The organism is Sulfurovum sp. NBC37-1, assembly GCF_000010345.1.
Classification (GTDB): Bacteria; Campylobacterota; Campylobacteria; order Campylobacterales; family Sulfurovaceae; genus Sulfurovum.
In genome coordinates this window covers 360,587-387,196 of sequence record NC_009663.1, presented here as the reverse complement: position 1 = coordinate 387,196, position 26,610 = coordinate 360,587, and the positions used below count along the sequence as shown (strand labels likewise).

At 43.9% G+C, this 26,610-nt stretch carries 31 protein-coding genes; 5 read left to right on the top strand and 26 right to left on the bottom strand.

The annotated features are described in order from the left end of the window. Positions 1-50: 50 nt before the first annotated feature. Complete coding sequence (locus SUN_RS01960; protein WP_011980070.1) at positions 51-719, bottom strand: Crp/Fnr family transcriptional regulator; 669 nt, start codon at positions 717-719, stop codon at positions 51-53. Further along, positions 720-953, bottom strand: a complete 234-nt coding sequence (locus SUN_RS01955; protein ID WP_011980069.1) for a VF530 family DNA-binding protein — start codon at positions 951-953, stop codon at positions 720-722. A gap of 161 nt (positions 954-1,114) precedes the next feature. Between SUN_RS01955 and smpB the strand changes: the two genes are divergently transcribed. Continuing rightward, positions 1,115-1,576, top strand: coding sequence for an SsrA-binding protein SmpB (gene smpB, locus SUN_RS01950; protein WP_011980068.1), 462 nt, complete (start codon positions 1,115-1,117; stop codon positions 1,574-1,576). On the opposite strand, the gene SUN_RS01945 is transcribed toward smpB, so the two are convergent. The 11 genes from SUN_RS01945 to SUN_RS01895 all read right to left on the bottom strand — a co-directional run bounded on the left by SUN_RS01945 (position 1,570) and on the right by SUN_RS01895 (position 10,403). Beyond that, positions 1,570-2,496 (bottom strand): hypothetical protein, encoded by a 927-nt coding sequence (locus SUN_RS01945; protein ID WP_011980067.1) that lies wholly within the window; start codon positions 2,494-2,496, stop codon positions 1,570-1,572. The genes smpB and SUN_RS01945 overlap by 7 nt on opposite strands. 6 nt (positions 2,497-2,502) lie before the next feature. Beyond that, entirely contained in the window at positions 2,503-3,078 is a 576-nt protein-coding gene (locus tag SUN_RS01940) for a hypothetical protein (RefSeq protein ID WP_011980066.1), read from the bottom strand. 228 nt (positions 3,079-3,306) lie between these two features. Further along, a complete protein-coding gene (gene rplS, locus SUN_RS01935) occupies positions 3,307-3,666 on the bottom strand; it encodes a 50S ribosomal protein L19 (RefSeq protein WP_011980065.1) in 360 nt (119 codons plus the stop codon). 3 nt (positions 3,667-3,669) lie between these two features. Then, positions 3,670-4,353: a tRNA (guanosine(37)-N1)-methyltransferase TrmD gene (trmD, locus tag SUN_RS01930; RefSeq protein ID WP_011980064.1), complete on the bottom strand. Its 684-nt coding sequence runs from the start codon at positions 4,351-4,353 to the stop codon at positions 3,670-3,672. Beyond that, positions 4,353-4,889 (bottom strand): ribosome maturation factor RimM, encoded by a 537-nt coding sequence (gene rimM / locus SUN_RS01925; protein WP_011980063.1) that lies wholly within the window; start codon positions 4,887-4,889, stop codon positions 4,353-4,355. Before rimM ends, trmD begins: the two co-directional genes overlap by 1 nt. Positions 4,890-4,900: 11 nt before the next feature. Next, positions 4,901-5,143: a KH domain-containing protein gene (locus SUN_RS01920; RefSeq protein ID WP_011980062.1), complete on the bottom strand. Its 243-nt coding sequence runs from the start codon at positions 5,141-5,143 to the stop codon at positions 4,901-4,903. Positions 5,144-5,148: 5 nt separating this feature from the next. Next, on the bottom strand, positions 5,149-5,379 hold the full coding sequence (gene rpsP / locus SUN_RS01915; RefSeq protein ID WP_011980061.1) for a 30S ribosomal protein S16: 231 nt from the start codon (positions 5,377-5,379) through the stop codon (positions 5,149-5,151). Between the two features lie 188 nt (positions 5,380-5,567). Beyond that, positions 5,568-6,926: a signal recognition particle protein gene (gene ffh, locus SUN_RS01910; protein WP_011980060.1), complete on the bottom strand. Its 1,359-nt coding sequence runs from the start codon at positions 6,924-6,926 to the stop codon at positions 5,568-5,570. A gap of 73 nt (positions 6,927-6,999) precedes the next feature. Then, entirely contained in the window at positions 7,000-9,138 is a 2,139-nt protein-coding gene (locus SUN_RS01905) for a L,D-transpeptidase family protein (protein WP_011980059.1), read from the bottom strand. 119 nt (positions 9,139-9,257) lie between these two features. Next, positions 9,258-9,995 (bottom strand): RluA family pseudouridine synthase, encoded by a 738-nt coding sequence (locus SUN_RS01900; RefSeq protein WP_011980058.1) that lies wholly within the window; start codon positions 9,993-9,995, stop codon positions 9,258-9,260. Positions 9,996-10,115: 120 nt separating this feature from the next. After that, the gene (locus SUN_RS01895) at positions 10,116-10,403 is read right to left on the bottom strand and encodes a DUF167 domain-containing protein (protein WP_011980057.1); all 288 of its coding nucleotides are present in this window, start codon (positions 10,401-10,403) and stop codon (positions 10,116-10,118) included. A gap of 127 nt (positions 10,404-10,530) precedes the next feature. Between SUN_RS01895 and SUN_RS01890 the strand changes: the two genes are divergently transcribed. After that, on the top strand, positions 10,531-10,833 hold the full coding sequence (locus tag SUN_RS01890; RefSeq protein ID WP_011980056.1) for a glycine zipper domain-containing protein: 303 nt from the start codon (positions 10,531-10,533) through the stop codon (positions 10,831-10,833). A 28-nt stretch (positions 10,834-10,861) separates the two neighbouring features. Here the strand turns inward: SUN_RS01890 and waaA are convergent, their stop codons facing one another. The 8 genes from waaA to SUN_RS01850 form a co-directional block, all read right to left on the bottom strand. After that, positions 10,862-12,037, bottom strand: a complete 1,176-nt coding sequence (waaA, locus tag SUN_RS01885; RefSeq protein WP_041672653.1) for a lipid IV(A) 3-deoxy-D-manno-octulosonic acid transferase — start codon at positions 12,035-12,037, stop codon at positions 10,862-10,864. 71 nt (positions 12,038-12,108) lie between these two features. After that, entirely contained in the window at positions 12,109-12,828 is a 720-nt protein-coding gene (locus SUN_RS01880; RefSeq protein WP_011980054.1) for a zinc ribbon domain-containing protein, read from the bottom strand. 31 nt (positions 12,829-12,859) lie between these two features. Next, a complete protein-coding gene (locus SUN_RS01875; protein WP_011980053.1) occupies positions 12,860-13,588 on the bottom strand; it encodes a Nif3-like dinuclear metal center hexameric protein in 729 nt (242 codons plus the stop codon). Between the two features lie 100 nt (positions 13,589-13,688). After that, the gene (gene glyQ, locus SUN_RS01870; protein WP_011980052.1) at positions 13,689-14,573 is read right to left on the bottom strand and encodes a glycine--tRNA ligase subunit alpha; all 885 of its coding nucleotides are present in this window, start codon (positions 14,571-14,573) and stop codon (positions 13,689-13,691) included. Beyond that, a complete protein-coding gene (locus tag SUN_RS01865) occupies positions 14,567-15,103 on the bottom strand; it encodes a hypothetical protein (RefSeq protein WP_011980051.1) in 537 nt (178 codons plus the stop codon). Before SUN_RS01865 ends, glyQ begins: the two co-directional genes overlap by 7 nt. Then, positions 15,096-16,004: an AAA family ATPase gene (locus SUN_RS01860; protein ID WP_011980050.1), complete on the bottom strand. Its 909-nt coding sequence runs from the start codon at positions 16,002-16,004 to the stop codon at positions 15,096-15,098. Before SUN_RS01860 ends, SUN_RS01865 begins: the two co-directional genes overlap by 8 nt. A gap of 67 nt (positions 16,005-16,071) precedes the next feature. After that, entirely contained in the window at positions 16,072-16,566 is a 495-nt protein-coding gene (gene purE / locus SUN_RS01855; RefSeq protein WP_011980049.1) for a 5-(carboxyamino)imidazole ribonucleotide mutase, read from the bottom strand. Between the two features lie 10 nt (positions 16,567-16,576). After that, positions 16,577-17,917 carry a peptidase U32 family protein gene (locus tag SUN_RS01850; RefSeq protein ID WP_011980048.1) on the bottom strand — a complete coding sequence of 447 codons (1,341 nt, stop codon included), beginning with the start codon at positions 17,915-17,917 and terminating at the stop codon, positions 16,577-16,579. A gap of 107 nt (positions 17,918-18,024) precedes the next feature. Between SUN_RS01850 and SUN_RS01845 the strand changes: the two genes are divergently transcribed. The 3 genes from SUN_RS01845 (at position 18,025) to SUN_RS01835 (ending at position 20,853) form a co-directional block, all read left to right on the top strand. Then, positions 18,025-18,816, top strand: a complete 792-nt coding sequence (locus tag SUN_RS01845; RefSeq protein ID WP_011980047.1) for a histidinol-phosphatase — start codon at positions 18,025-18,027, stop codon at positions 18,814-18,816. A gap of 70 nt (positions 18,817-18,886) precedes the next feature. Further along, a complete protein-coding gene (glnA, locus tag SUN_RS01840; RefSeq protein WP_011980046.1) occupies positions 18,887-20,317 on the top strand; it encodes a type I glutamate--ammonia ligase in 1,431 nt (476 codons plus the stop codon). A 119-nt stretch (positions 20,318-20,436) separates the two neighbouring features. After that, on the top strand, positions 20,437-20,853 hold the full coding sequence (locus tag SUN_RS01835) for a hypothetical protein (protein ID WP_011980045.1): 417 nt from the start codon (positions 20,437-20,439) through the stop codon (positions 20,851-20,853). Positions 20,854-20,874: 21 nt separating this feature from the next. On the opposite strand, the gene SUN_RS01830 is transcribed toward SUN_RS01835, so the two are convergent. The 5 genes from SUN_RS01830 to SUN_RS01810 are packed head-to-tail and all read right to left on the bottom strand — an operon-like array spanning position 20,875 to position 26,610. After that, positions 20,875-22,182, bottom strand: coding sequence for a cation:proton antiporter (locus tag SUN_RS01830; protein ID WP_011980044.1), 1,308 nt, complete (start codon positions 22,180-22,182; stop codon positions 20,875-20,877). A gap of 17 nt (positions 22,183-22,199) precedes the next feature. Beyond that, a complete protein-coding gene (locus SUN_RS01825; RefSeq protein WP_011980043.1) occupies positions 22,200-24,359 on the bottom strand; it encodes a penicillin-binding protein 1A in 2,160 nt (719 codons plus the stop codon). A gap of 13 nt (positions 24,360-24,372) precedes the next feature. Continuing rightward, positions 24,373-25,479, bottom strand: a complete 1,107-nt coding sequence (locus SUN_RS01820; RefSeq protein ID WP_011980042.1) for an aminotransferase class I/II-fold pyridoxal phosphate-dependent enzyme — start codon at positions 25,477-25,479, stop codon at positions 24,373-24,375. Then, on the bottom strand, positions 25,480-26,040 hold the full coding sequence (maf, locus tag SUN_RS01815; protein ID WP_011980041.1) for a septum formation inhibitor Maf: 561 nt from the start codon (positions 26,038-26,040) through the stop codon (positions 25,480-25,482). A 36-nt stretch (positions 26,041-26,076) separates the two neighbouring features. Further along, on the bottom strand, positions 26,077-26,610 hold the full coding sequence (locus SUN_RS01810) for a hypothetical protein (protein ID WP_011980040.1): 534 nt from the start codon (positions 26,608-26,610) through the stop codon (positions 26,077-26,079).

Sequence of the window (26,610 nt, the reverse complement as noted above, 5' to 3'; positions counted from 1 at the left end):
AATCCAATGCTACTTTGGTTGCATTTTTATAAAAATTTGGAGCAGAAACTTTAAAAAAGGTTTATTTTATCCAGCAGTTTTCTTGCATCGACAATCTGTATGTTCCTGTTCTTCGTCTCTATGGTGCCATCTGCCTTCAGCGCTTTGAGATGTCGTTCGACCACATGCCGCACCGTACCTATGAGTTTCGCGATCTCCGTATGGGAAAGTCCCTGTATGAGATTGTACTTCATAAGGTTATTGGGGTCAAGATTCTGCAGCAACAATTTGATGAGCCGTTCTGATGTACTAAAGAGGGAGAGATCCGTTGCCAGTTCCTCCATCTGCCGCATCTGCCGCGCCAGATAGGGGAAGAATTTGCTATTGAACTCCTTGTTGGTAGAAATGAGTTCCCTGACAAATTCTATGGGCATCTGCAGCACTTCACTCTCTTCAAGCGCCTCATACATTACATCATGTTCCTGACCGTCAAGCAGCACGATCGTATCGAACATATCACCTTCTCGGAAAATGAAGATCGTCTGCTCTTTGGCATTGTTCAGATTGAGCTGGTAGCTTTTGATCTTCCCCCGGATCACAATGTAGAAATAACGCATCAACTCACCCTGCGTAAAAAGCGTTTCACCCTTCTTGAACATAATACGCTTCGTATGGCGGCTGATCTCGCTGACGGTCACCTCATCCAGACCGGAAAAAGGAAGCAGTTCGTACTTTGACATCTATTCTCCCTCTTTCACAATTGTTCTGAGATAAAGATTTTCCACCTTGGTACGTGCCCAGGGTGTTCTGCGAAGGAATTTCAGACAGGAGTTGACGGAGGGGTCATGTTTAAAACAGCGGATATTGATTCGTTCGGCCAACGCATCCCAGCCGAACTCCTCTACCAGTTCGTTCACTATCTGTTTGAGGTTGATACCGTGCAGCGGATTGTTCCCGTGTTCATTTTTTTCCATGTGACATCATACCATTAATAGACTCAAAAATGGGACTTAGCTACGGCTAGGCCTTCAAAAGAGTGCCTAGCCTAGACAAAAGCTGGCAATGTTATGAACATCTATAGTTATTAGAGGTGCCCATATGCTATAATTCCGGAAAAACAAAGTAAAGGCAGACATTGGCCATCAATATCGTAGCACAGAACAAAAAAGCCAGACACGATTATGAGATACTTGAAAAGTTCGAGGCGGGCATCGTACTCTCAGGTGCGGAGGTCAAAGCCCTGCGTGCCAAGCGCGCCAACCTTTCCGATGCTTTCTGCCGTTTCATCAAGGGTGAACTCTACCTCATGAACGCCCATATCGCCCATCTTGAAACCGCCAACAAATATTTCACCCCCGATACCCGTGCCCCAAGAAAACTGCTTCTGCATAAAAAAGAACTGGAAAAACTTTATGTCAAAGTACACAAGGACGGCCTGACCATTGTGCCCCTGATGATCTATTTCAATGAGCGTAACTACGCCAAAGTGAGCATTGCCATCGCCAAAGGGAAGAAGCTACACGACAAGCGCGCGGACATGAAAGCAAAAACACTCGACAGGGAAGCCAAAACGGCGATGAAGAACCGCTCCTACTGAGCCTGGTATTTTTTTCTTTCTTTTTTGAATCGATTGTATCTCGAAATACGTTTGCTTCTTTTATCTTTTTGTTTTTCCCGTTTTTGCTTCAACTGCTGCTGCCTGTTAGGTTCAAAGGCACGAAGCTCCCTTAACTGTTTGTAGGCAGGCACTCTTTTATATCCTATGAATTTATAGATCATCCTGCGTGTCTTTCCCAACAGCCACTTCAGGCCCCTTTGTACAGGATAATGAAAAAGTCTGCCCACACGCTCCTCAAACCACCTGAAACTCTTTCGTACCGTATGATACATCCAGCGTATACTGTTCGTCAGGAAAGGGACTTTTTCCAGCATATCCAACAGCCATGAGAATATCACTACCTCGATAATAGGTGCCAACCAGCTTCCCCAAATATAATCCGTAAAAAAATAAAGTATGGATGCACCTGTTTTGAGTACAATAGCCAAAAGAAATGACCAAATCTTGGCAATGAATACTTTCAATGCCAGCATCGTACCCATAAATTTACCTACATAACCCAATGAGCCCAAAAAAGCAAAAGCTGTAATGATCTTCTTTGTCATAGGAAATGATATGAAATTCTTTTTGACATGGTTGAGAAGACGTTTCAGGTCCAGTGCGATGTGGTTGAGAAAATGTATCTTGAAATGGTAGGTGAATACACGTTCTATCAGGTAACGCTTTCCAAGCCCTGTAGCGGAAAGAAAAAGGATCTTCTTCAAAAATATCTTGAGAATGAACTTACCTTTGACAAGGAAGAACGCCGCCAGGATAGCGACAAGGTTCTCTTTGGCGAAATGGTATATATCTTCTACCCATTTCCACACCACATCATGCAGGGGCCTGACCTCTATGACCAATCCAACAATGATGACGAAGGCCGTAAAGAGCCAGAACCAGACCGGTCGTTTTCCCATGCCTGCTTACTTCTTCAACGCTTGCTTGACACTGTAATAGAGCTTTTTGAGCCTTGTGACAAAAGGAGATTCTTTACTAAAATATTTTACTTTGACAGACCGCCAGAACTGCCTGATCTTCTCTTTGGTCATTTTGATTTTCAACATCATACTTTGGTATATATCCAGTGACTTCAGCCAGTCTATCGCAGCCATGATCTTTTCGTAGATCCACTTGAACCAGCCGAAACGCATCAGCTTGTCCTCGGTCACACGGAACATCCAGAAGGTAAATGCCGCAATGGGGATCTTGGTAAGATAGAGCGCAAGCCCCATAAGAATATGCCCGCTCACAAACATATACCCTGCATAGAGTCCAAACGCTTCAACAGAAGCCAGCATAACTACAAAGATGACCAGGATCACATATCGGTTGACCCCATGCAATTTTGCTTCGACCTTTTGAAGGATCTTCAGCGAATGTACATACTTATAGACCGGGTAGGCTACTCCCTCCCAAATTATCTCTTCAAAAAGTATAAAGATAATGACAAGCAGCAGTTGCAACAGTGTAATGAGTTTGTGTTTAATGGTTGACAGCATCTTAATAATATCCTGATTGGTTTTGAAAAAAGATATTATATCTGATTTATTGTTTAAAATTTTGGGATTAAAGGAAATAAAGATTTTTTTGGTTTGCTGTAGTTAAAAAATGTAAAATAGATTATTTTGTTTGAGTTGTACTTAGATTTGCGGGTTTGGGTAAAGGAGCTTACGAAAGTAAGTGACTGCACCCATTCCGAAAAGATGAGTGCAAATCGAACAAAAGAACTATTTTCTTCGGAGTTCTTTGATTCTGGCAGCTTTACCTTTAAGCTCTCTAAGATAGAACAGCTTCGCTCTTCTTACTCTACCTTTTCTGAGTACTTCGATACTCTCGATGCTGTCAGAATAAAGCGGGAAGATTCTCTCTACGCCTACAGAGTTCGCTCCCATTTTTCTTACCATGAAAGTTCTGCCTGTACCCTGACCTCTGATCGCAATGCAAAGACCTTCGTAGTTCTGTACTCTTTCTTTGGAACCTTCTTTGATTCTTACTGCCACTTTTACAGTGTCACCCGCTCTGAATTCGGGAATGTTTCTGTTTTCCAATTGAGCTTTTTCAAAGCTTTCAATATATTTATTTCTCATCGGTTATACCTTCTTTTTGTATAAGTCTGGTCGAAAGAACTTTGTTTTGCACAAAGCCAACCCTCTTTTTAAGTCCGTGATTTTACTATGATTACCCTTTAAGAACTCTGAAACAACTTCATTATTCTCGTAATTTATCGGTTTTGTAAAAGAAGGGGCTTCAAGCAGCGAGGCTTCGAAGCTCTCTACTTCCAGAGAAACGCTGTTCCCCAGTACTCCTTCCACATTTCTTGCCACGGCATCACAGAGCACCATGCTTGCCAGTTCACCTCCGGTCAGGATGAAATCACCGATGGAGAAAAGTTCATCGGCATGCCTCTCGATGACACGCTCGTCTATCCCCTCGTAACGACCGCTGACAAAAACAATATGCTCTTTTTTTACCAGGCGTTTTGCATCGTTCTGTATGAACGGTTTGGCTACAGGAGAGAGAAAAACGATATGCGCTTCAGGAGATTCCTCTTTGATCTTTGAAAGTGTATCCATCAAAGGCTGCGGGGTCATCAGCATTCCTGCACCACCACCGATCATCGGTGCATCGACACGGTTATGTTTATCTGTAGTTAGATCGCGGGGATTATAAAAATCAATGGAGATCTTGCCGTCATCAATAGCACGTTTGAGAATGGAATCTGAGAAATACCCCTCAATGATATTGGGGAAAAGTGTTACGAAAGAAAAGTGCATCAACTTGCTTCCAAAATGTCTTTCGCATCTTTGACATGAACGATCTTGCTTTTTTCATCTGTATTGATCACATAACGGTCGATATAGGGTACAAGGAAATTCTTGGGAAGACCTGTATCTACCAAAGCCTTATCAGTTTTGATGGAAAGATAATCAACATCCGCCAGACGCTGGATATCATCCACCACACCCAGTAACTCATCACCCTGATTTACCGTACATCCAATCACATTGAACCAGAAATGCTGTCCTTCTTCAAGAGGGCATTGTTCCTTGGTTTGCGCTTCATCGGCATAGAGTTTTGTATTGGTCAGTTTTTTAGCCGCATCAATACTTTCATAGCCCTGGAAACGGATGGTCCCGCGTTTGAAGTTGATATCGGATATCGTCAGTTCACCGCGGTTGCTCTGATAGCTGTTCCCCACTTTGAACTGTTCGGGAAAATCGGTATGAAGATGGAGTTTCAGGTCGCCCCAGAGTCCTACGGTTCGCCCGATCTGAGCGATAAAAAAATTTTCATTGATTGGTTTTTGCATGAAGTTCTGTTTCAGCCTGCTGCTTTGACATTGACACGGTAATTCTTACCGCCTTTTGCTTTACAGCCGGAGATGACTGTTTTAATGGAATTAATCATTCTTCCCTCTTTGCCGATGAGCTTACCGATATCTTCACTGTTGGCGAAGATGGTGATCTCATCGAATCCTTCATCCACTTCTGTGATCTCCAGAGAGATATCCTCCGGATTGTTCACGAGAAGTTTAGTATAGGCAAGAAGAAAGTCTCTTACCATTTAGACTATTTTTTACCTGCAAGTCTTTTTACAGTCGGGCTCATTTGTGCACCGACAGAAAGCCAGTAGTTCAATCTCTCTTCATCAAGCGTAAGCTCTTTGTTCTCAGAGACCGGGTTGTAGTGACCGATCGCTTCGATCCAGCCACCGTCTCTTCTTTTTCTACTGTCTGTTACTACGATTCTGTAAAATGGCTTCTTTTTTCTACCCATTCTTGTCATTCTGATCATTGTCATGTTATATCCTTAATGTTTTTTCTTTTGCTTATGCATGTCTCGAGGAAAAGTCATACATTTTTGTAACAAGTTCTGACAACTACTTTTTAATGACGTAAAGTACTCATCAAAACTTTGTAAATTCTTTTGGAACGCGATTTTACCATAATGATTATAAAGTTTTTATTAAACTGGTCTTATCCCGGTGTTTAACGTGTCATTCCCGGGAAGCCGCCACCGCCCTGCATCTGCTTCATCATATCCTGCATCTGCTTCATACCGCCCTTACCTGACATCTTCTTTGCCATTTTAGCAGCAGACTTGAACTGCTTGAGTTGGCGGTTGACCTGCATTTGACTTAGACCGGAACCTGCTGCCAAACGTCTTTTACGTGTATTGTTGAGAAGGTCCGGATTTTCTCTCTCTTTTGGCGTCATGGAGGAGACCATCGCTTTGATCATTTTGATCTCATCTGAATTCTCAAGGTCCATGTCTCCGATCTGCTTAGCCATGTTACCCATACCCGGAATCATTCCCATAATGGACTTCATACTTCCCAGCTTTTTCATCTGCTCCATCTGATCAAGGAAGTCATTAAAGTTAAACTGACCTTTCTTGATCTTCTGCGTCATACGTTTGGCTTCTTTTGGGTCGATCGCAGCGGCGGCTTTCTCCGCAAGAGACTCTACATCTCCTGCACCCATCAGACGGCTGACGATACGGTCAGGGATGAACTGCTCGAGGTCAGGCATCTTCTCACCTGCACCGATAAAGCGGAGCGGTACACCTACCTGCTGTGTGAGCCCCAGTGCCACGCCCCCTTTGGAGTCACCGTCGAACTTGGTGAGGATCACACCGGTAATACCGATCTTATCTTTAAAGGTCTGTGCCGTTCTGACAGCATCCTGCCCCGTCATGGCATCCGCCACATAGAAGAGTTCGTCCGGATTGGCGACTTTTTTCACCTCGGCAAGCTCATCCATCAACTCATCATCGATAGCCAGACGGCCGGCCGTATCTATGAGTACGACATCATACAGTTCATCTTCCGCTTTCTTCAAAGCTCTTTTAACGATCTCTGTCGGTGTAGCATTCTCATCGGCTACCAGATCCACATCGATCTGCGAGGTGATCTGCCTGAGCTGTTCTACAGCCGCAAGCCTCTGAAGGTCCGCTGCAACCACCAACACTTTTTTCTTTTTCTGCTCTTTGAGAAAATAAGCCAATTTACCTGTCGTGGTTGTTTTACCCGATCCCTGAAGACCGATCATCAATACAACGGTCGGTGGTTTGGAAGCGAAAGTAAAACCTTTCGGTGCACCTTCTATGGTCAGTATATCTGTCAGTTTGTCCTGAAGCGCTTTGAGAAAATTGTCTTTCCCAACACCGTTCTTTTTCGTCTCCAACTCAACGCTGGAGATGAGATCTTTGACCACTTTGTGATGTACATCTGCTTTCAAAAGTGATTTTTTAAGCTCTGCAGTGGCTTTTTTCAGTGCCTTTTCATCATCGTGAAAACGGATCTTTCCAATGGCATTTTTAAAACTGTCGGTTAACGTATCGAACATCTTTTACCCTATTTTTTATCTTTTTCTTTACTAATACTGCCGCGATTTTACCCTACTTGGACTTAATTCCCACTCAGTCCTTCTTGGGTCCCTGCCTACGCATAGCCATCTGCATCCTGTCATAGCCGTAGACATCATCATAGAACATCACAGTACCCTCTTTTGAGACCAAAGCGGTCAAGTAAACAATATCGACTGGAATCGACTTTGACAATCTGTACGGCGTTTTTTTATTTTCATCCAGGATCTCTTTAGATCTTTCATAATCTATCTTCGGCTCTATCTCTGCAAAGGTTTCAAGTAATTCAAAGGGTTTTTGCAGTCTGACACAACCGTGGCTCAATGCTCTGTAATCTTTTACAAACAGATAGCGCTGATTGGTATCATGCATATAAACAGAGTACTTGTTCGGGAAAAGGTATTTCACCTTTCCCAAAGCATTTTTTTCACCCGGAGACTGCATAAATCTGTATGGAGGCAATTTTCTTCCGTACTTGTGCCAGTTCACTTTGTACGGGTTGACCTTTGGAGAGTGTTCAGAATATCCGGTATGGATCTCAATGTTCTTCTTATTGGTATAGCCCGGATCTTTTTGCAGTTTGGGAATAGTCTCATGCCTGATGATACTTGGCGGTATACGCCAGTATGGGTTCAGTACAATGGTTCTGACCCGTCCGTAAAAGATTGGTGTCTCATGCCCTTTTCTTCCCGTAATGACCCTCATGGTGCGAATCATCTCTTTGTCGTCATACATATACATATGGAATGAAGGAATATTCACATAGATATGATACCTCTCATTGTCACGTTTGATCCACTTGATCCGGTCAAGGTTGAGCTTCAGTTTTTTTACCTTCTCTTCAGCGCTGACATTCAAAGCTTTACGTGTCATTTTTCCTATGAATCCTGCTGCTTCAAGACCGTGTCTTGCCTGAAATTTCTTTACCGCATCTACCAGGCATCCTCTGTAACGATTGCCTGTTTCATTGCTGTCACAGACATAGTCACCCTCTATGGCCAGTCTCTCTCTTAAAGCAGGCACAACAGAAGAACTCATTCCGGGTTTGAGGTTTTTAAATTCAGGCAATTTTTTCCAACCGCCGTTTTCAGCGATCTCTTTGTATCTTTTCAACGCCTGTAGCATTCTGTCATAGTGGTTGAATACCGGTTTTGCCTTTTTGAATGCGTACTCCAGAGACTTGTGTTTCATAGACTCTATGAGTAATCCCTCAGGCGTCTCCAAAATAGGATGCACTGTCCATACGCCATGTCTCATAGTTGTCCGAATGGTATGCTGGAATTTTTTCCAGTCTATGTCGCCATACAGTTTATGTGCCATGAACTTCTGGTACAGCTTGCCGATCTTGAACTCCATGGCAGCGATCTCTTTCTTCTGTGTTGGTACTTCCGCATTTTTAATGGCTTCATACTCCTTGTAGATAGTAGAATTCTTCTCCAGAGTAATATCCGACTCTATCTCGGAAAAAAGTGTTTTGCTGTAGTCGGTCAAACCTTTTTCCGTGATCCAGATAGGCTGATAGTTCAGCAGCTCGTACATCGCTTTGAGTCTGTCATCTTTGTCTTTGCCGATGAGTCTTGCAGCCAGTGCTCTGTATTTGGCCTGCTTGGCTTCCGATACTGTCAGATTCAGGTCACGCTGGAACGTTGTATCGATGATCCTCTCGTCTGCAATTTCATCGATCGCAGACATAATACTTTTCTCTGCCACCGCTTTTTTCAAAAGGGTCACGGCATCATATTTGCTCTTTTTGTTTTTCAAAATGTCATCAATGCGCTTTGCATAGAGTTTCATGATTCCTATTTCAACTTTTGCCCTGTCTTCGATGGAGTCTGAAGCAAATGCATGGTTTTCGTTGGGCATCAATGCTTTGTACTGCGCAACAAGATCTTTGTGTAAGCCCTTTTTAAAATCATCTTTAAGTTCGGAGATCAACATTTCCGTATGGTAAGAGAGGTAATCTTTATCTACCCAGACCGGTTGATAATCGATGACCTTATAGAGGTAGTTTACATATTTGGAAGCATCTTTAAGTTGTTTCTTTATCTCTACAGACATCTCTTTATTGAATGCTTCCTGATCCTGTCTCTCTACTTCCGCATACCCTTCCAAATCCGCAGCAGACAATGAGATAAAACCCATCATCAGCGCCATAAGCATTACTTTTATTGTCATCATCTGTTTTGATACCATATTTTATTGTGCTTCCTTACTTTTTTATATCATGATGCTAGCAGTTGGCGTGTTCCACCTGTTGGATTGGCATCGCTAGTATTATTATTTTTATTTTACCTCTATACTTCTCTTTAAGTTTATTTGTATCTTGCGATATCTTTAGGCTCTTTCGCATTGAATTCATAGTCGAGTATCTTCATTTTGGCCGAATGCAGTAGAATACGCTTGGCCTGTGTACGGCTTCCATACTGCTCGTCGCCCACGATCGGATGGCCTATATGCGCCAGGTGCACTCTAATCTGGTGTGTCCTCCCTGTCGTGATATCGATCTTCACTTTGGACTTTTTCCCCTGTACCTCTTCGGGATGTACGACCGTATGTGCTTTTTTACCCCGTACCGGGTCTATCATAGAGAAGGCTTTACCTTTCTTGACGGTGAAGATCGGTTCATCGATCTCCACAGTCTCATAGATCACACCATCGACCCAGGCTACATAATGTTTCTCTACCCTTCTGTTCTTGAATTCCTTGATGGCTCTCTCTATGAACTCTCTATTCCTGCCCAGAAGCAGCACACCGCTTGTATCTCTGTCGAGCCTGTGCAGAAGTTCCGCGCCTTCAATAGCATCCTGGATCTCGTAACTGTCCACTTGTGCCGGTTTGTTCACAGCGATGATATCTTCATCCTCGTAGAGGATCTCTATGTCCTCAGGGTACTCGATACGGAATGTCGTCTCCGTATTGATCTCAGCCCTTGCGATCCTGACCTTTCGGTCATCCACAAATACGAGCCCTCTATCTATCAGCTCTTTTGCCTTCTTATTGGAGATACCCTGCTGTTGGGCCAGTACTTTGTATGCTTTATCTGTAGCCATTTCTATATAACCTTCTTTATTTTATTGCATTTTTTCCATATGTTATGTATAACCACAATACGACAAGAAGCACTATCCCCGAAGGGGTGGATATACCATTTGCTTCACGCCGGAGTATTGTTATTTCACAGTTTCAACCCAGTTTTGAAATTTTTCAGTCAATGGAAACTCAACTATTTTGATCTTGCTGTTCTGTCCTGATTTGAAAATTATATCACTTTTTGGAACTTTGAAACTTTTTGCAAGAAATTTCATCAGCTCTTTGTTCGCCGCACCTTCGACTGCCGGTGCCTTGATGCGTATCTTGATGGCATCTTCCCCGTAGATATCGCAAAATTCATTCCTGCTCGCTGCAGGCTGAGCTTTGATACGCATACTGACTTTTGTATCGTGAATTTCATAGAACATTTTGGAATCCTTGCGATTTTTGTACCTACAATAGCAAAAAACAGTTAACATCCAAAAAAATGAACATTCTATTGAATTTTATGCTACAATTAAAATGTAACTATAACTAAATATGGAGGCAATTCAAATGAAAAAATTACATATGGCAATACTGACGGTAGCCGGAGCATCTATGATCGCAATGACAGGTTGTGCTTCGACAGGGACAAGTAAAACGACAGATGGTGCATTGATCGGTGCAGCTGGCGGTGCATTGGTAGGACAAGCGATCGGACATAATACCGGTTCAACGCTTGCAGGTGCTGCCATAGGTGGACTTGCGGGTGCAGCTATCGGTAACAACGAAGAGAAGAAAGACAGAAGATACTACAGAGATGAGCGTGGATATACCTACTACATCGGCAGTGACGGAAGACGCTACTACCAGTAAAATAATATAAGGCGGAACGCTTCCGCCTTTATCTTTCCAATGCAGTTTCAATACTTTTAAGTATAGGTGTGATATCTGTACGTACTTTGATCTTTGCAGGTTTTAGGAGTGCATGTTGCAACAGCCGCTTGGAGAGATTCGAAGCTTCTACAACAGCAATGCCTTCCACCGCTTCAAAAATATCTTTTTGGTTAAAATAATATTTCCCTGAAATGATCTTACATCTGAACTGCGCCGCTTCGCTCGCATTGTGCCCGCCTATGGGTTCAAAAGCTCCTCCAAGTATGACTATATCGGAGATTGCATAGAGGTTGACCAGTTCTCCCAACATATCTACGACTACGATATCACTCTCTATTGCTTCATTCTGAGAATACCTCTGCATACTCAGGCCATGTGCTTCGGTAAAGGCTTCAGCCATCTGTGTTACTTTATCAAAACGCTCGGGATGCCTCGGTACAAGAAGCAGCCTTACACTTCCTTCCTGTTTTTTTAATGCATGATACGCTGCAAGGACCAGTGCTTCTTCACCTTCATGCGTACTTGCCCCGCACAGAAGCAGACCCTCTGGTTTTTTCAACTGCTTTGTAGGGGAAGGAAGCTTCGAGAGTTTAATATTTCCCGTGACCGTTACATTGTTGGCCCCCAGTGACTCAAGGCGTTCCTTGTCCTGGGAGGTCTGCGCATAGACTTCATCGATATGTTTGAATATCTGCCTGTAAAGCCATGCCATCTTTTGATATTTGGGAAAAGAGCGATCACTCATGCGCGCATTGATGAGCAGTGTTTTGGCTCCTTTTCGCTTTGCAAGGGCAAAAAGAAGATACCAGAACTCCGCTTCCATGACCACCAGTGCCTTCTGGGGCTTCATCCAGAAAAAGAGCAGCGGTTCAAAGGGAAGATACCTGCTTTCTTGAGTATAGTCGCGTATAGCATCAAAACCCGTCTGGGTGGTCGTACTCATACGTAAAGATTCTTCGGGCAATGCATCCACAAGCGGTTTGATCGCTTTGGCTTCCCCGAAAGAACATGAGTGGAACCAGACACCATTTGGTTTGAAAGGTTTATTTTTCCATAGAAAGAATCGTGCGGGAATGGATCGTTGGTATTTAGGTTTAAAAGAATAAAAGAATAAAAAAGGAAGTGCTATAAGATAAACTACAGAGAGGATTAAAGTATAAAAGAAAAAAAATAGAGAATTCAAGCTGCCTCCGGATAAGGAGTGCCACAACACTCCTCTCTCAACGCTCAGCGCTTAACGCTTCACGCTTTAAATTACGCCTCTTCAGTAACTTTTTCAATATAAAGAATTCGACCGCAGTGAGGACAGTTCACGATCTCGTCACCTCTGATCACTTCAGAATAGGTCTTGTCATTGAGTTTCATAAAACATCCGTAACATGCCTGTTTCTTTACAGGAACTACTGCCGTATTACCTGCCCAGATACGGATCTTTTCATAAAATGAAAGTACCTTCTGTTCAATGTTTCTGCTAAGCTCTTCTCTCTGAATGAAAAGATCGCTTTTGCTTTTTTCGATCTCGGCCTTTTCAACGGAAACAACACTGTTGATCTCTGAGAGTTCTGCCGTCAGAAGATTCACTTTAGCTTCTGCTTCGGCAAGCAACTCTTTTTTCGTTTCATTGATACCCTGAAGTCTTTCGATCTCTTCATTGGCAAAGGTCATCTTTTCTTTGGCAATGTCTTCTTCAAGAGAAAGTGCTTTCATCTCTTTTTCAGTCGAGATCTCTTTGGATTTTTTCGCATTGGAAGCCAATTGCTCGTTAAGAAGCGTCAGCTGCTCTTCAAACGCTGTAATCTTCTCTTCATTATCGGCAATAGCAGAAGCAAGCTCATCCAATTCAGACTGAGCAGCATCTATCTTCTTCTGTACTTTTGCTACTTTTTTGTCAGCTGCTTCCAGCTGTGGGTTGTAACTGTCGATCGCTTTGTCTATTTTGGAAAGCTCTATCAGCTCTTGTAAATGTTTGTTCAATCTCTATCCTTTGGGGGTTTTGAGGGTTTTTTCAAAGTGTTTCCATATGAAACGGGTTTTTAGAATTCGCAATTATAGCCAAAATAGGTAAAACTTTCAATTCAGCCAAAAGTATCTCGGCAAAAAAGCGCTCACTTTCATAATGTCCGATGTCCACCATCATCAGCCCTTCGCTCATAGCTTTCATCGCATCGTGGTACTTGATATCTCCCGTCAGAAAGCAGTCTGCTTCAACCTCATCCATGAGTGAAGCACCCGCTCCCGTAGTCATCGCAATGGATGTTATCTTCTCTTTTTTGCCGATCACTTTAAGCGTCGGAAGCTGCAGTTTTTCTTTAAGCAAAGCAAGCAGTTCATGGTAATGCCATTCACCTACTGCCATACAGACAAAAGGTTCCTGGGATGCCATTTCAAACCCAAGGACTTTTTCGAAAACATAACGGTTCAGATGTGTCTGGTCAAAGTTGGTATGCAGTGCGATAAGTGACTGTTTTTTCAGTATCATCTTCTCAAGGAGGTTGGAGGGATACTTGGCAAAATCAAGCTGCGTAAGGTTACCGAATATCAGCGGATGATGTACCACGAAAAGGGTACCTTCTTTGGCCTCTTCTATCATATCACTGTCTATATCCAGTGAGACGACGATCTGCGGGACCTCACGCTTCATCTCACCGACGATCAGTCCGGAGTTGTCCCATTTCTCCTGGAGTTCAAAGGGGGAAAGTTTGTCCAGAAAATCATATACTTCTTGTAGCTTCATATTATTCCTTCGTAGGGTGCTGTGCCCTCACAGCACCTTTCTATTGATATATTATTTCATTGGTGCCGTCAGGGGACAGCACCCTACAATAATCCGCAATCTATGTACCCCGTACTCTTTGGTTACGCTCCTCTTCCTGCGCTTTATACAACTGCGCACATCCGATGGAAAGCTCACGCACCTTCAGAATGTAGTTCTGTCTCTGCGCCTGAGAGATCGCTTTTCTGGCATCCAGAACATTAAAAGCATGCGATGCGATCATACACTGGTCATAGGCAGGAAGCGGTAGTCCTACTTCAAGACAAAGCTTGCACTCATTACTGGCATCTTCAAAATGTTGAAAAAGTTTTTCTACCGTTGCCACTTCAAAGTGGTATTTGGAAAATTCATATTCGCTCTCTTTGTGCACATCCGCATAGGTCGTCACTTCATCACCATTCCTGTTCCACACAATGTCGAACACCGATTCGACACCCTGAAGGTACATCGCCAGTCTCTCGGTACCGTAAGTGATCTCCACGGCTACCGGATCACAGGCGATCCCTCCTACCTGCTGGAAGTAAGTGAATTGCGTCACCTCCATACCATCAAGCCAGACTTCCCAACCAAGGCCCCAGGCACCCAGTGTCGGTGATTCCCAGTTATCCTCGACAAAACGGATATCATGTTCTTTGAGGTTGAGGCCAAGATACTCCAAAGATTTAAGGTAAAGCTCCTGGATATTGTCCGGACTCGGTTTGATCAATGCTTGGAACTGGTAGTAGGCACCAAGTCTGTTCGGGTTCTCTCCGTAACGTCCGTCGGTTGGACGACGCGACGGTGCTACATAGGCAGCTGCCCACGGTTTTGAATCCAAGCTTCTAAGCAGTGTAGCAGGATGAAAGGTTCCCGCTCCCGCCGGAATGTCGTACGGCTGGACAATGTTGCATCCCTGCTCTGCCCAGAATTGCTGAAGTTTCAGTAACATATCACTAAATGTTAACACGTTAGTTCCTTTTGAAATTGTTTTTTAAATTCTTTTGTAAAAAAATCTACATCCTGTGTAAAAATTTCTTTTACTAGTCCTTCATTCTTATATTGTTTTAATCCGAACAATATTTTACCTTTATCAATACCACACTTATATCTATCACGTGGCTCAATACACTTTTTATAAGCAACACAATAAGCAAAATTATAATTGTTAGATTGAATATTCAATGATTGTAAAAGTGTATCTAATTCAGCCTTACCTGCTGTTAGTTTTTCACAAATATCTTGGTTATTTATTTGTGATGGTTTTTGATTTTTAAACTCTATACAAAAAATAATATTTTCATAAACATAAAGAGCATCAAATGATTTAGGTCGCACATTACTATCTGGATATTTCTCTGCTAAAACTTTATCGAAGTTAAGAACACTTTGACTTTCATCATTACACAAATACTGACTATTGTCACTATCAAAACTTGTCTTTCTAAACGTACTTTGAAAATTTTGATATTCTCGTATAAAATGACTTATATCAGCCATTGATTAACTTCTTCATTTTCTGACTGTCCATCTCTTCAAACACATCAAAAGGTTCAGAGAGTTTTTCAAATATTTTTGCTAAAGTCTCTGAGTTGCTATTATTTTCTTTTTTGATATAGCCATCTTCTGCTAAATAAAAATCTGAATTTATTTCTGCTAATTCACTATATCTTTGTAGTGCTTCTATCATATAAGGACTATGAGAATTTACCAATACTTTCACCCCATTTTTCACAAGTTCTACGATGATTTTTGCCATCTCGAGTTGCCATTTTGGATGAAGATGGACTTCAGGTTCGTCTAAAACTAAAACCGTATTTTTATTTAGATAATTATTTTGAGATAAAACTTGAAAGATTCCAAAGTATTTAATACCTGTCGCTGTATTGACAAGTTCTATTCTCTTTCCATTACGATTAAAGAAGTAACTACCCTTTTCATCTTTTTCAAATTTACCATCCATTAAAGAGGTCATTTTCTCTTTTATATCTACTCCATTAGAAGCATTTTTTATAAAAAGTTTGAAGTTCAAATCTTTCATAAGATATGGATAATCAATTTCTATATTCATTTGAGATTCAACAAGGGCTATATCTCTAAAAAAATCTGTGAAATTCCAGACTAGTGGAGTCTCAATAAAAATCGGTTGCAACTTGAAGTCTTTATTGTTATTTTCCACTGAAGATGGGGGAGTATTGTACTTCGCGATATTTGTTTTAAAAATGGATTCAAACAAAGTATCAATATCTTTTTTTGTCTTTAAGTCATGACATAAAGTAAAATATAGAAATTTCCCAACAGTACTCTTCCCCGTATCATTCTCCCCAGCAATCACAGTAAGACCATCTAATTTTATATTAGCCTCTTTAATCATACCAATATTTTTAAGTTGGAGTTCCATGCTTTGCCTTTTACGTCTAATTTAAAGTATTCATTACCACGCAGAGCGTGGGAACGAGTGTTTGGGGTTACAGTATCGTTTCGATCTCGGAAGAGTCAAGCTCTACTTTCTTCGCTTTGGAAATACGGTCTTCCTGAAGTTTGACTTTGAGCTCATCATCCTGAAGTGCCATGATCTGGATAGCAAGGTAGGCCGCATTGACGGCTCCTGCCTTACCGATGGCTACAGTTCCGACAGGCATTCCGCCCGGCATCATGACTGTACTGAGAAGGGCATCTTCTCCTCTAAGCGGTCCGCTCTCCATTGGTACGCCCAGTACCGGCTTGATCGTACTTGCTGCCAGAGCACCCGCAAGGTGTGCCGCCATTCCCGCTGCCGCAATAAATACCTGCGCACCCTTTTCTTCAGCTTCTTTGATGTAATTCTTTGTTCTTTCCGGAGACCTGTGTGCCGAAGAGATGATCATCTCATAAGGTACACCGAACTTTTCCAGGGTCTTTGCACTCTCTTCCATAATAGTGTAGTCGCTTTTGCTTCCCATTACGATCGATACGAATTTCATTTGCTTCCTTTTATGTTGATTTTGGTTCAAGATTCATAGGAGTGGACTCCGCTATGAGTCCTTTTTTCTTCAGTGCCTCGGCGATCTTTCTTCGCAGAATCGTATAGCCCGGTAAAGGCGTAGGCAGAACCAGTGCATTCAGATTGCCGCTATGTACGCATTCCAGTTCTTTGCCATCGGCTGTGACGATCTTTTTGAACGTCAGCCAGTACTGTCCGTTGACCTCGTCTATCTTTCCATATTCATTGTCGACCAGTTCCACACTTGCTCCCACAGGCAGAACGATCTCGACAGAGTCTCCTGCACAGGTCTTGTCTTTGCATCGCCATGTCGTACCATCTTCTCCGACAAGCCCGGCCACCTGATGTGTTCCGTACTGGATGGAAAATTCATGAGACTCGGCATCGCTCTTTTCGAAGGGACGCGAGGTCAGGTAAGCATCGGTAAATCCGCGGTTCTGTGTAGTATTCAGCTCTCTCTGGTAGCGTGAAGCATCAAAATCTTTGGTATAATAGTCATCGATGGCATGACGGTAGGCCTTTGTGACCACCCCTGCATAATAGGGTGATTTTGTACGCCCTTCGATCTTAAGTGAGTCGATCACACCGCTGTCGAGTATCTCATCGATATGCGAAGCCATGTTCATATCTTTGGCATTCATGATGTAGGTTCCGATCCCCTCTTCCTCATCGAGCCTGAAGGTCGTCCCGCTTTCGGGATTGTGGGCATAGACTTCGTAGGGGAAACGGCAGTCATTGGCACAGGAACCTCTGTTGGGAACGCGTCCTGTCTGCAAAGCCGAGATAAGACATCGTCCCGAGTAGGCGAAGCACATCGAACCGTGCACAAAGACTTCAAGTTCCAGGTCCGGGATCACCGATTTGATCGCTTCACAGTCCTTCAGACTGATCTCACGTGCCACGATGATACGCTTCACACCCAGATCATAATAGACCTCGGCATCCATCGCGTTCATCACGTTGGCCTGGGTGGAGAGGTGAATGGGAATATCCGGTGCGATCCTTTTGGCGATCTTCACTACACCGGGACTTGAGACGATGAGTGCATCGGGCTTCAGCTCTGCCATTTTGGCGATGTGATTCTCATAAAGCCTTATCTGCGAATTGAACGGAAAGGAGTTGACCGTACAGTAGACCTTCTTGCCTCTCTCATGGGCATAGGCTATCCCCTGTGCAAAAGAATCCATGTCGAACTCTTTTCCCGAACGGATACGCAGAGAGAAAGTGCTGGTACCGCCATAGACGGCATCTGCCCCGTAGTTGAGTGCGATCTTCATCTTCTCAAGGTTTCCTGCGGGTGCTAAAAGTTCTACTTTCTTGTTCTCTGTCATTTTTGTCCTAACGCTTATTGCTGTATCGGGTATATTTGCCTCCCGATAAATGGCTCTAATTTTACCCTATTAGTAGTAAAGAACAGTTTTTATGCTAAAATCATCACATGAATAAAAGAACACGCATAGATTTGCACAACCATACAGCACGCTGCAACCACGCTGAAGGCACTATTGATGAATACATACAAAAAGCCATCGATCTCGGCATTGATATCTACGGTTTCTCTGAGCATGCCCCGATGGATTTTGATGAAAAATACCGCCTGCCTTTATGTGATATGGATGCCTATGTCAATGATGTACTCTCTGCCAAAGAGAGGTACAAAGACCAGATCAAGATACTGCTCGGCTATGAGGTAGACTGGCTTCCCGGACATATGGAGGAGAATGTACTTAATGCCGATGTGGATTACCTCATCGGCTCGGTACACTTCATCGATAAGTGGAGTTTTGACAACCCGGAATTCATAGGCGGCTGGAAGAACAGGGATATCGACGAAATATGGCAAGCCTATTTCGAAGCGACCAAGGCGATGGCCGATTCGGGAAAATTTGACATTGTCGGGCACCTGGATCTCATCAAAGTCTTCAAGTATCTCCCAAAGACCGATACCCGAATCCTTGCAAAAGAGGCACTTCAGAGCATTAAAAAGTCCAAGATGGTTATAGAGCTTAATACCGCCGGACTGCGTAAACCCATCGGCGAAATATACCCCTCAAAAGCACTGCTTCAGGAAGCCTATGCATTAGATATCCCTATTACTTTTTCTTCGGATGCACACAGTGTGGAGCAGGTGGGATTTGGTTATGAGAAGGCTGTAGCACTTGCAAAAGAGGTCGGATACACCAAAGCTGTTACTTTTGAAGGCCGTGATAGGGAATTGGTTATTTTTTAGGCAAAAAGTCTGAAAAAACTTAATGATTAGTGGCTATAATAGTAGATACTAAAATTTATAGGAGAAATTAATGGGTAAGTTCGTTAACAACATCGACGAGTTTTTTAAATACTGCGAGGAGAATGAAGTAGAGTTTGTTGATCTTCGTTTCACAGACATCAAAGGTGCATGGCATCACTTGACATACAGAATGAGTGCGGTAAACGCTGAAAACCTTGAGAACGGTTTCCCGTTTGACGGTTCTTCCATCGAAGCATGGCAGCCGATCAATGAATCAGATATGATCTTGAAAGCGGATGTACCGACAGCATTCCTCGATCCGTTCACAGCTGATTCCACCATCATCGTATTCTGTGACGTTTATGATATCTACAAAGGTCAACTTTATGAAAGATGTCCAAGATCAATCGCCAAGAAAGCATTGCAGCATATTGAAGAGATCGGTATTGCCGATGCAGCCTATTTCGGTCCTGAAAACGAGTTCTTTATTTTTGACCATGTAGAATTCACGGACAATATCAATGAAGCGGGATATAGAGTTGACACGGAAGAGGGTGAATGGAACGATCCTTCAAGATTTGATGATATAGGCAATATGGGTCACAGACCAAGAACAAAAGGCGGTTACTTCCCGGTTCAGCCGACAGATTCCATGGTGGATCTCAGAGCTGAAATGATGCTTCTTCTTGAAGAAGTTGGTCTTGAAGTCATTCTGGGACACCATGAAGTGGCCCAGGGACAGGGCGAGATCGGTATCGTATTCTCCGACATCATCGGTGCAGCGGATAACGTCCAGAAGTACAAGTATGTCGTTAAAATGGTAGCACACCTCAACGGTAAAACGGCTACATTCATGCCAAAACCACTCTTTGGAGACAACGGTAACGGTATGCACGTACACCAGTCTCTTTGGAAAGACGGCAGCAACCTCTTCTACGAAGAAGGGAATTACGGCAACCTTTCTGAGATGGCCATCCACTATACAGGTGGTATCTTTAAACACGCAGCAGCCGTAGCAGCATTTACAAACCCAAGTACTAACTCGTACAAGAGACTTGTCCCTGGATTTGAAGCACCGTCTATTCTGACTTACTCTTCTCAGAACAGATCAGCTTCTTGCCGTATCCCTTACGGTGCAGGTGAGAAAGCAACACGTATCGAAATGCGTTTCCCTGACTCAACAGCATGTCCATATCTTGCATTTGCAGTTATGATGATGGCAGGTCTTGACGGTATCAAGAGCAAAACTGTGCCGGTCGGTCCAATGGATGAAGATCTCTTTGAACTTTCTCTTGATGAGATCCGTGAAAAAGGTATCCCTCAAATGCCTCATACACTACGTGAAGCGCTTGAAGGTCTTATTACAGATAACGATTTCCTTCAGCCTGTCTTCACACCAGAGTTCCTCGATGCGTATCAGCACTATATGTTCGAGAGACAAGTATGGCCAGACGAGTCTCGCCCGACAGCATTTGAGTTTAAAACAACTTACTCTTGCTAGTACCTCTTCCCGGGCTCTGGCCTGGGAATATATCTTCTTTACATTTTCCTATCAAAAAAACATATTCATTAAAACCCTCTCATCTTCCTCCTGCTATAATGCTGCCCAAAGGATGATATATGACACTGAAAAATACAAGTATATTTATAGCAGCACTATGGCTCTTCACAGGATGCAGTACCATTGATGATGCGATCAATACTGCGGTCAACGATGCAATCAGCGGAGATGTGACTGCCGATACGATGAAGCTCAAAGAGCGGGTAGTGATTATCAACAACGTTAATCGTGCAGCATGTTTCACGATCAAAAACGGATTGATCAGCAATGATTTTGAAAACCCGGAAGTACTGGTTACCGAATTGGGTGTCACCTGTAAAACATATAACAAAAAAGAGGGATCAATTACCGATCCGAATGCTACCTGTTATGAAGAAAACCTTGCTGACTGGCTCGATCATGAGAGCAACGGCAATATCACAGATCTTGAATCTGCCCAGGGAGACAAGGCCTGTGTGATCGGAGCGGATTTTTAAGCCTTGTATAAAGACGCAGAATCAATGGACGAATAACTTTGTCTCCTCCTCTTTTTTAAAGAAGGTAAAATATGCCCATAAAGTAGTGCCGTACACAAAGATAGAAAGTATCACCACACCAGTCGTCACCGCTTCAAAGAGTACTTTGTATTCGTAATCTGCCGGTATCATATGGACCAGGATAATGGAGAGTGCCCCTTTCATCCCAGAGAAGGTAAGGATGAACCACCCCTCAAACCCTACCGGCTTGATAGAATCGATCGTCTTTCCAAAAAAAGCAAACTTCGCCATCGAAAGCGCACGTATAAGCGTGGTAACACCGAACATGATCAGTATCTCCATTCGATAGCTCCACAGTGTATCAACATCCACCATCTCCGCCAAAACAAAGAAGATCATAACGGCTGCAATGTAACCAAACTCCTTTGCCATCTCATAAATATATTCCAGACGCTCCCTGGTCGTCGCGACAATTGAACCCATTCGCAAAGTACGCATGAAACTTTTTCGTTTTTTCTCTTCCGTCTCTTCAAGGGCTTTGATATCCATATCGATCCATGCTTTGGTAGCGATGATCGCTGTGATCAGCGTCAGAATACCACTTACATGCATTTCTTCTCCCAGAACATAGGCGGCATACCCTTCTATGATAAAAGCAAACAGTTCACCCCGCCTGTCCGAGAAAAGCTTCATCAGCATATAGAACGCATATCCTGTGGCCAGTCCCATACCGATACTTACGGCAAACACACGCAGAGCTTCAGTAGTTGCATGCATAGCATCGATCTCTCCACTCATCATCCAGGGGAGTCCTATGAAAAAGAACGCTATGACCGCCGTAGCATCGTTACCCAGCGATTCACCCTCGATGAGTACTTTGATGTCATGGCTTATCCCTTTGAAACGGGAGAGCACGGACTGTACAGAAACCGCATCCGTGGCCATATTGATCGCAAAGAGTGATACGTAGGCACCCAGCGTCAGGTCCTCGAATACATTGAAATGGTACAGACTTGCCCCAACCGTGATGGAGAGTGCCACTGCGATCACCGCCAGATAGAAGATGCTCCAACCGTGTTTTTTGATATCGGAGAAATGCAGATGAAGGGCATCGCCCATGAAAATCAGCGGTATACAGAAAAGGATGATCGTATCGAAATGTGTCGTCAGGTCTATGGGAACGGCCACTTTGAAATAGGTATAGATAAGGTATGAACCAATGAGAAGCAAAAAGACGGAAGGTATCTTGATCTTATTGGCAAGGGCATCTGAGAAGATCACCAGACTCAGTATGGTGATCAGCATTATTTCCGGGGCAAAACTGTGCATACTGTTCCTTTTTCTTGTTAAAACATAGTGCCGCTGTCTCTGGATGCAGGCACTACCGGTTCATTTCTTGTCGGATGCAGAGGATCGTCAATATTGACAGGTCCCTCCTGGATAATCTCATCGTCAATATTGATCGTCTCGGCGAAAGGACTTTCCTCATCAGGACTGACGTCTGTAGCATCATCCGGGTACTGGACCTGGGTATCCGAATCCCATATATCCATCACGTCATCCGTCTGATTCTCCTCTTCGGTTTTCTTTTTATTATCCTCAGGCAAAGGGGAAGTCTTGGTATACAGTTCGCTTTTTCCTTTATATTCCCCTCTGTATACCCCTTCAGGAATATCGAAAGTCCGCTTTGTTTCAGGGTACTCCTTGAGAAGTTTCCTGAAATAATAGGCAAAAGCCGGTGCGGCCAGTGCACCGCCCGTAGCCTTGCGTCCGATAGGCTTGTTGTCATCCCGTCCGAACCAGGAAATCACTTCGATCGTCGGAGAGTAACCGCAGAACCAGGCATCGACACCATTGTTCGTCGTACCGGTCTTCCCTGCAAGCTCTATCCCCTTGACCCTTGCGTTTTTTCCCGTACCGCGCTTGACCACGTCCATCAATATATCCGTCATCAGATAAGCCTGTTCGGGTGTCGTGAAATTGGCGATCTCTTTGGGACGGGTCTCGTAGATCACCGCACCTTCCTTGGAGATCACTTTGGAGATCAGTCTGGGTTCGATCATATGGCCGCCGTTGGCAAAGACGGAAAAGATCTGTGCCATTTTCATAGGGGACAGACCAAGGTTTCCCAGTGCGATGGACATATCTCTGGGAATATGCGGTACATCCAGGAAAGCCAGGCGTTTTCTGATGGTACTGACCCCGATCTCGGAGACAAGGTTGATCGTTGCCAGGTTCCGGGAATGTACCAATGCTTCCCTGAGAGGCATGAAGCCTTTAAAGTCCCTCTCATAGTTCTTTGGCGACCATACTTTTGGCTTACCATTCTCATAATACTGGAACGTTCTGGCAAGGTCTGTCAGAGGACTGGCAGGATTGTAGCCCATATCGAGCGCCGTCTGGTAAATGAAAGGCTTGAAGGCCGAACCTGGCTGCCTGAGCGTCTGTGTAGCACGGTTGAACGCCGATTTTTTATAATCTACCCCGCCGATCATGGCCAGTATGTCCCCTGTTTTGCTCTCCACTGCGACAAAAGCAGTATTGATGGTCGAAGTCTTCGGCTTCTCCCTGTATTTCTCCAATACTTTCTTATAGGCATAGTCGACCGCTTCTTTTGCGATCTTCTGCTGTTTCATATCGATGGTCGTATAGATCCGGTATCCGGCAGTTTTGATATCATCCCCACGTCCTTTGAAACGCCTGACCACTTCATCCACGACATAGGGGGCGATGTTCTGAGTCAACGAGGTTTTATAAACCTTTGGAGACTCTTTGACCGCTTTTAGGTACTCACTCTCCGTTAGCCATCCCAGGCTTTTCATACGGTAGAGAACATTGTTGGCTCGGTTGAGCGCACGCTTGTAATGTCTGATCGGGTTGTAGTAGCTCGGTGCATTGGGCAGACCGACCAGAAGCGCCGACTCTTTGAGCGTCAGCTCATCGAGTTCCTTATGGAAGTAACCATTCGCAGCAGTTTTGATACCAAAATAATTGTTCCCGTAAGAGATCTCGTTAAGATAACGCTCGATAATCTGTTCTTTGGTCAGTTCATGTTCGATCTTGAGTGCCAGGATCGCCTCTTTGATCTTTCTCGCCAGTTTTTTCTCGTTAGTAAGGATCTTGTTCTTGATCAGCTGTTGGGTCAATGTACTTCCACCCTCTACAAATTTACCGGCCTTGATATCTTTTATGATGGCACGGACGATCGCATCCGGATTTACACCATTGTGCTCGAAGAACTTCGTATCTTCCATCGCGACAAGCCCTTCGACTAGATGGCTTGGAAGCTCATCATACCTTGCATAAAGACGGTGTTGCTTATTGAACACATACGCGAGTTTCTTCCCGTTCCTGTCCAGGATGACCGAAGAGATCTCAGGCTGATAATTGATCAGTTTGTCTGCATCCAGAGAGATCTCTTCATAGGCATAGATGAATGCCGCCGTCAACGCAACAATGAAGATGATCATCAAGATGATGGAGCCTTTGATCAAACTGCTGAACACATAAAACCTTTTTTTAATTATTAAATGATTGTAGCGAAGTATCGCTAATGAGATGCAATGCTTTTCGCAAATGCTTCTTCGGGACGCCGAGTCTTGGTATCACACGCAGTATGGGAGAGTCGACCGTGGGCTGTCTTATCGCACCTGCGAGGAAGCCTTTATCCATCATTGCTTTTTGCAGCCGAAGTGCTTCTTCGTTGTTCTTCACGGGGATGGGAATGATCAGGCTTTCACTTTTTATCCCCAGTACCTCTTCTACGATCCTGAGCCTTGCATCGATCTTCACCCGGTATCTGGCCGCTTTTTTGCTGACCGTTTTTATGTTGATCAGAGCCAGAGCAGTATCGAGGACAGAAGGAGCGGTAGAGTAGATGATCGGTTTGGCCCTGTTCTCCAGAAAAGAGACGATTTCCGCATTGGCAAGTATGTAGGCACCGTAACTGCCGTATGCTTTACCCAGTGTCCCCATCTTGATATGGTTCGATGATATCTCTATCCCGTAATGTTCAAATACACCCAATAGGTTTTTACCCAGTACTCCCGAACTGTGTGCTTCATCGACGATAAGCAGTGCACTGTTCTCCCTGGCTATATCAAATACCTCCCTGCTGCATACCTCACCGCTCATGGAGTAGACACCCTCAACGGCAATGATCTGACGTTTGGCAGGATAGCTGGACATTTTCTCTCTAAGGTCCCCGGCATCGTTATGCCTGAAGAAAACGACCCGATCCTTTAGCAGTCCGGTCGCCATCATCCCGGAAGCATGATACTCTTCATCCATAAAAAGCATATCGTGCTTGCGCACCAGTGCTTCCACCAGTGACATATTTGCCAGAAAACCGGACCCGACGACCAATCCGGACTCAAATCCGTTCAGCCCACTGAGCGTCTCTTCAAAATGTCGGTGGATGGGATGGTATCCGTTGACAAGCATACTGGCTTTGGGCGAGAAGGTTTCATAGGTATCCATAAGCGTACAGAGTTTTTTGAACTGTTTTTTATCGTTTGCCAGTCCAAGATAATCATTGGAAGCCAGATCGGTCAGTTTTTCATCGAAAAGCTTCCGCTCTCTAAAACGGCCTGCTTTTTTCAGGGCTTTGAGTTCGTTCTCATACATCTATTGCTTCACCCACTCTATCCAGGGAAGCAGTGCCTCTACCTGCAGTCCCATGGCGGTGCTTTCATATCCATCCACTGATTTGATGTATTTTTTGCAAAACCCTTCGACCATGCATCCGCCTGCCTTTCCCTGCCAGAGTTCACTTTCAAGATAAGCTTCAAGGTCATCTGCATCAAACTTTGCAAAATGGTAATGGGTTGCAGAGGTATCGGTAAAAAGAAATGCTTTGGTTTTAAAATGCACAGAGGAGATGATGGAAATATATGAACCGCTCTGCAAAGAGAGGATACGTCTGGCATCCTCCCTGTTTTTAGGTTTTCTGAGTATCTCCCCCTCCGCCGTAGCAATTACGCTGTCTGCAGTCAGTAACGATATATCCAATCCATAGCGTTTTTCAGCAGTCTGCAGTTTGCCTTTGCTTGCCAGATAGACAAAATCTTTTGCAACATCGCTCACGATCTGATCTTCATCAAAATCAACAGATTTTTGCTCAAATTCAATACCGAACTTCTCTAACAAATACGCTCTTGACTCAGAAGCCGAACATAAACAAATCATAGATACCTCCGCAGGGTGCGGTCAGAAGACAGCACCCTACAACCCTCTCAGCGTAATACCCAGCCAGATCGCAGCGATACCAAGCACGATATTGATCGGGAGTAAAAGTTTCGGGATGATGGCTACCGTCTCTTTGGCTGCAGGAAGTTCACCCGCATTAAAAAGTTTCTGTGCCTTTCTGCGTTTGAAATACATCCATGTAAAGTTCAGTGTCATGACCATCCATATCACCTCTTTGACATGAACGATCTGATAGGTCGCATAGGCTGTTTCACTGAGAATATTTCCGGAAGCACTGACTGCTGCTGCACGGAAACCAAGACCGACCGCCATAATGACAGCCGTCAGAATGATGAGCAAAATAAAAGGCATAACGATATTAAAGAATCTTCCGGTGATCGCCAGCGTTCTTCCCAGTCTTACCTTCGGGTCTTCTATGAGCTGCAGGTTCGGATGGACTGCTAAACGTATGGCGATCATTCCCCCTACCCAGACAAAGGCCGAGAATACATGCAAAAACACGATCTCATGCGCATAAGTGCCGAAAAGATCAACCATTCCGGACTTCAT

Bases quoted from the DNA above. Each gene is read 5' to 3' on its own strand.
- SUN_RS01895 (WP_011980057.1), bottom strand. From the start codon at position 10,403: ATGTTCTATGAAATTCACGATACAAAAGTCAGTATGCGTATCAAAGCT.
- SUN_RS01865 (WP_011980051.1), bottom strand. From the start codon at position 15,103: ATGGCTGATATAAGTCATTTTATACGAGAATATCAAAATTTTCAAAGT.
- trmD (WP_011980064.1), bottom strand. From the start codon at position 4,353: ATGCACTTTTCTTTCGTAACACTTTTCCCCAATATCATTGAGGGGTAT.
- SUN_RS01900 (WP_011980058.1), bottom strand. From the start codon at position 9,995: ATGGCTACAGATAAAGCATACAAAGTACTGGCCCAACAGCAGGGTATC.
- SUN_RS01820 (WP_011980042.1), bottom strand. From the start codon at position 25,479: ATGTATGAGAACGAACTCAAAGCCCTGAAAAAAGCAGGCCGTTTTAGA.
- ffh (WP_011980060.1), bottom strand. From the start codon at position 6,926: ATGTTCGATACGTTAACCGACAGTTTTAAAAATGCCATTGGAAAGATC.
- SUN_RS01940 (WP_011980066.1), bottom strand. From the start codon at position 3,078: ATGCTGTCAACCATTAAACACAAACTCATTACACTGTTGCAACTGCTG.
- rimM (WP_011980063.1), bottom strand. From the start codon at position 4,889: ATGCAAAAACCAATCAATGAAAATTTTTTTATCGCTCAGATCGGGCGA.
- SUN_RS01845 (WP_011980047.1), top strand. From the start codon at position 18,025: ATGAATAAAAGAACACGCATAGATTTGCACAACCATACAGCACGCTGC.
- SUN_RS01810 (WP_011980040.1), bottom strand. From the start codon at position 26,610: ATGAAGTCCGGAATGGTTGATCTTTTCGGCACTTATGCGCATGAGATC.
- SUN_RS01960 (WP_011980070.1), bottom strand. From the start codon at position 719: ATGTCAAAGTACGAACTGCTTCCTTTTTCCGGTCTGGATGAGGTGACC.
- SUN_RS01850 (WP_011980048.1), bottom strand. From the start codon at position 17,917: ATGACAGAGAACAAGAAAGTAGAACTTTTAGCACCCGCAGGAAACCTT.
- SUN_RS01875 (WP_011980053.1), bottom strand. From the start codon at position 13,588: ATGAAGCTACAAGAAGTATATGATTTTCTGGACAAACTTTCCCCCTTT.
- SUN_RS01890 (WP_011980056.1), top strand. From the start codon at position 10,531: ATGAAAAAATTACATATGGCAATACTGACGGTAGCCGGAGCATCTATG.
- SUN_RS01905 (WP_011980059.1), bottom strand. From the start codon at position 9,138: ATGGTATCAAAACAGATGATGACAATAAAAGTAATGCTTATGGCGCTG.
- purE (WP_011980049.1), bottom strand. From the start codon at position 16,566: ATGAAATTCGTATCGATCGTAATGGGAAGCAAAAGCGACTACACTATT.
- rplS (WP_011980065.1), bottom strand. From the start codon at position 3,666: ATGAGAAATAAATATATTGAAAGCTTTGAAAAAGCTCAATTGGAAAAC.
- SUN_RS01830 (WP_011980044.1), bottom strand. From the start codon at position 22,182: ATGCACAGTTTTGCCCCGGAAATAATGCTGATCACCATACTGAGTCTG.
- maf (WP_011980041.1), bottom strand. From the start codon at position 26,040: ATGATTTGTTTATGTTCGGCTTCTGAGTCAAGAGCGTATTTGTTAGAG.
- SUN_RS01945 (WP_011980067.1), bottom strand. From the start codon at position 2,496: ATGGGAAAACGACCGGTCTGGTTCTGGCTCTTTACGGCCTTCGTCATC.
- SUN_RS01860 (WP_011980050.1), bottom strand. From the start codon at position 16,004: ATGGAACTCCAACTTAAAAATATTGGTATGATTAAAGAGGCTAATATA.
- SUN_RS01920 (WP_011980062.1), bottom strand. From the start codon at position 5,143: ATGGTAAGAGACTTTCTTCTTGCCTATACTAAACTTCTCGTGAACAAT.
- SUN_RS01955 (WP_011980069.1), bottom strand. From the start codon at position 953: ATGGAAAAAAATGAACACGGGAACAATCCGCTGCACGGTATCAACCTC.
- glnA (WP_011980046.1), top strand. From the start codon at position 18,887: ATGGGTAAGTTCGTTAACAACATCGACGAGTTTTTTAAATACTGCGAG.
- SUN_RS01835 (WP_011980045.1), top strand. From the start codon at position 20,437: ATGACACTGAAAAATACAAGTATATTTATAGCAGCACTATGGCTCTTC.
- rpsP (WP_011980061.1), bottom strand. From the start codon at position 5,379: ATGACAATGATCAGAATGACAAGAATGGGTAGAAAAAAGAAGCCATTT.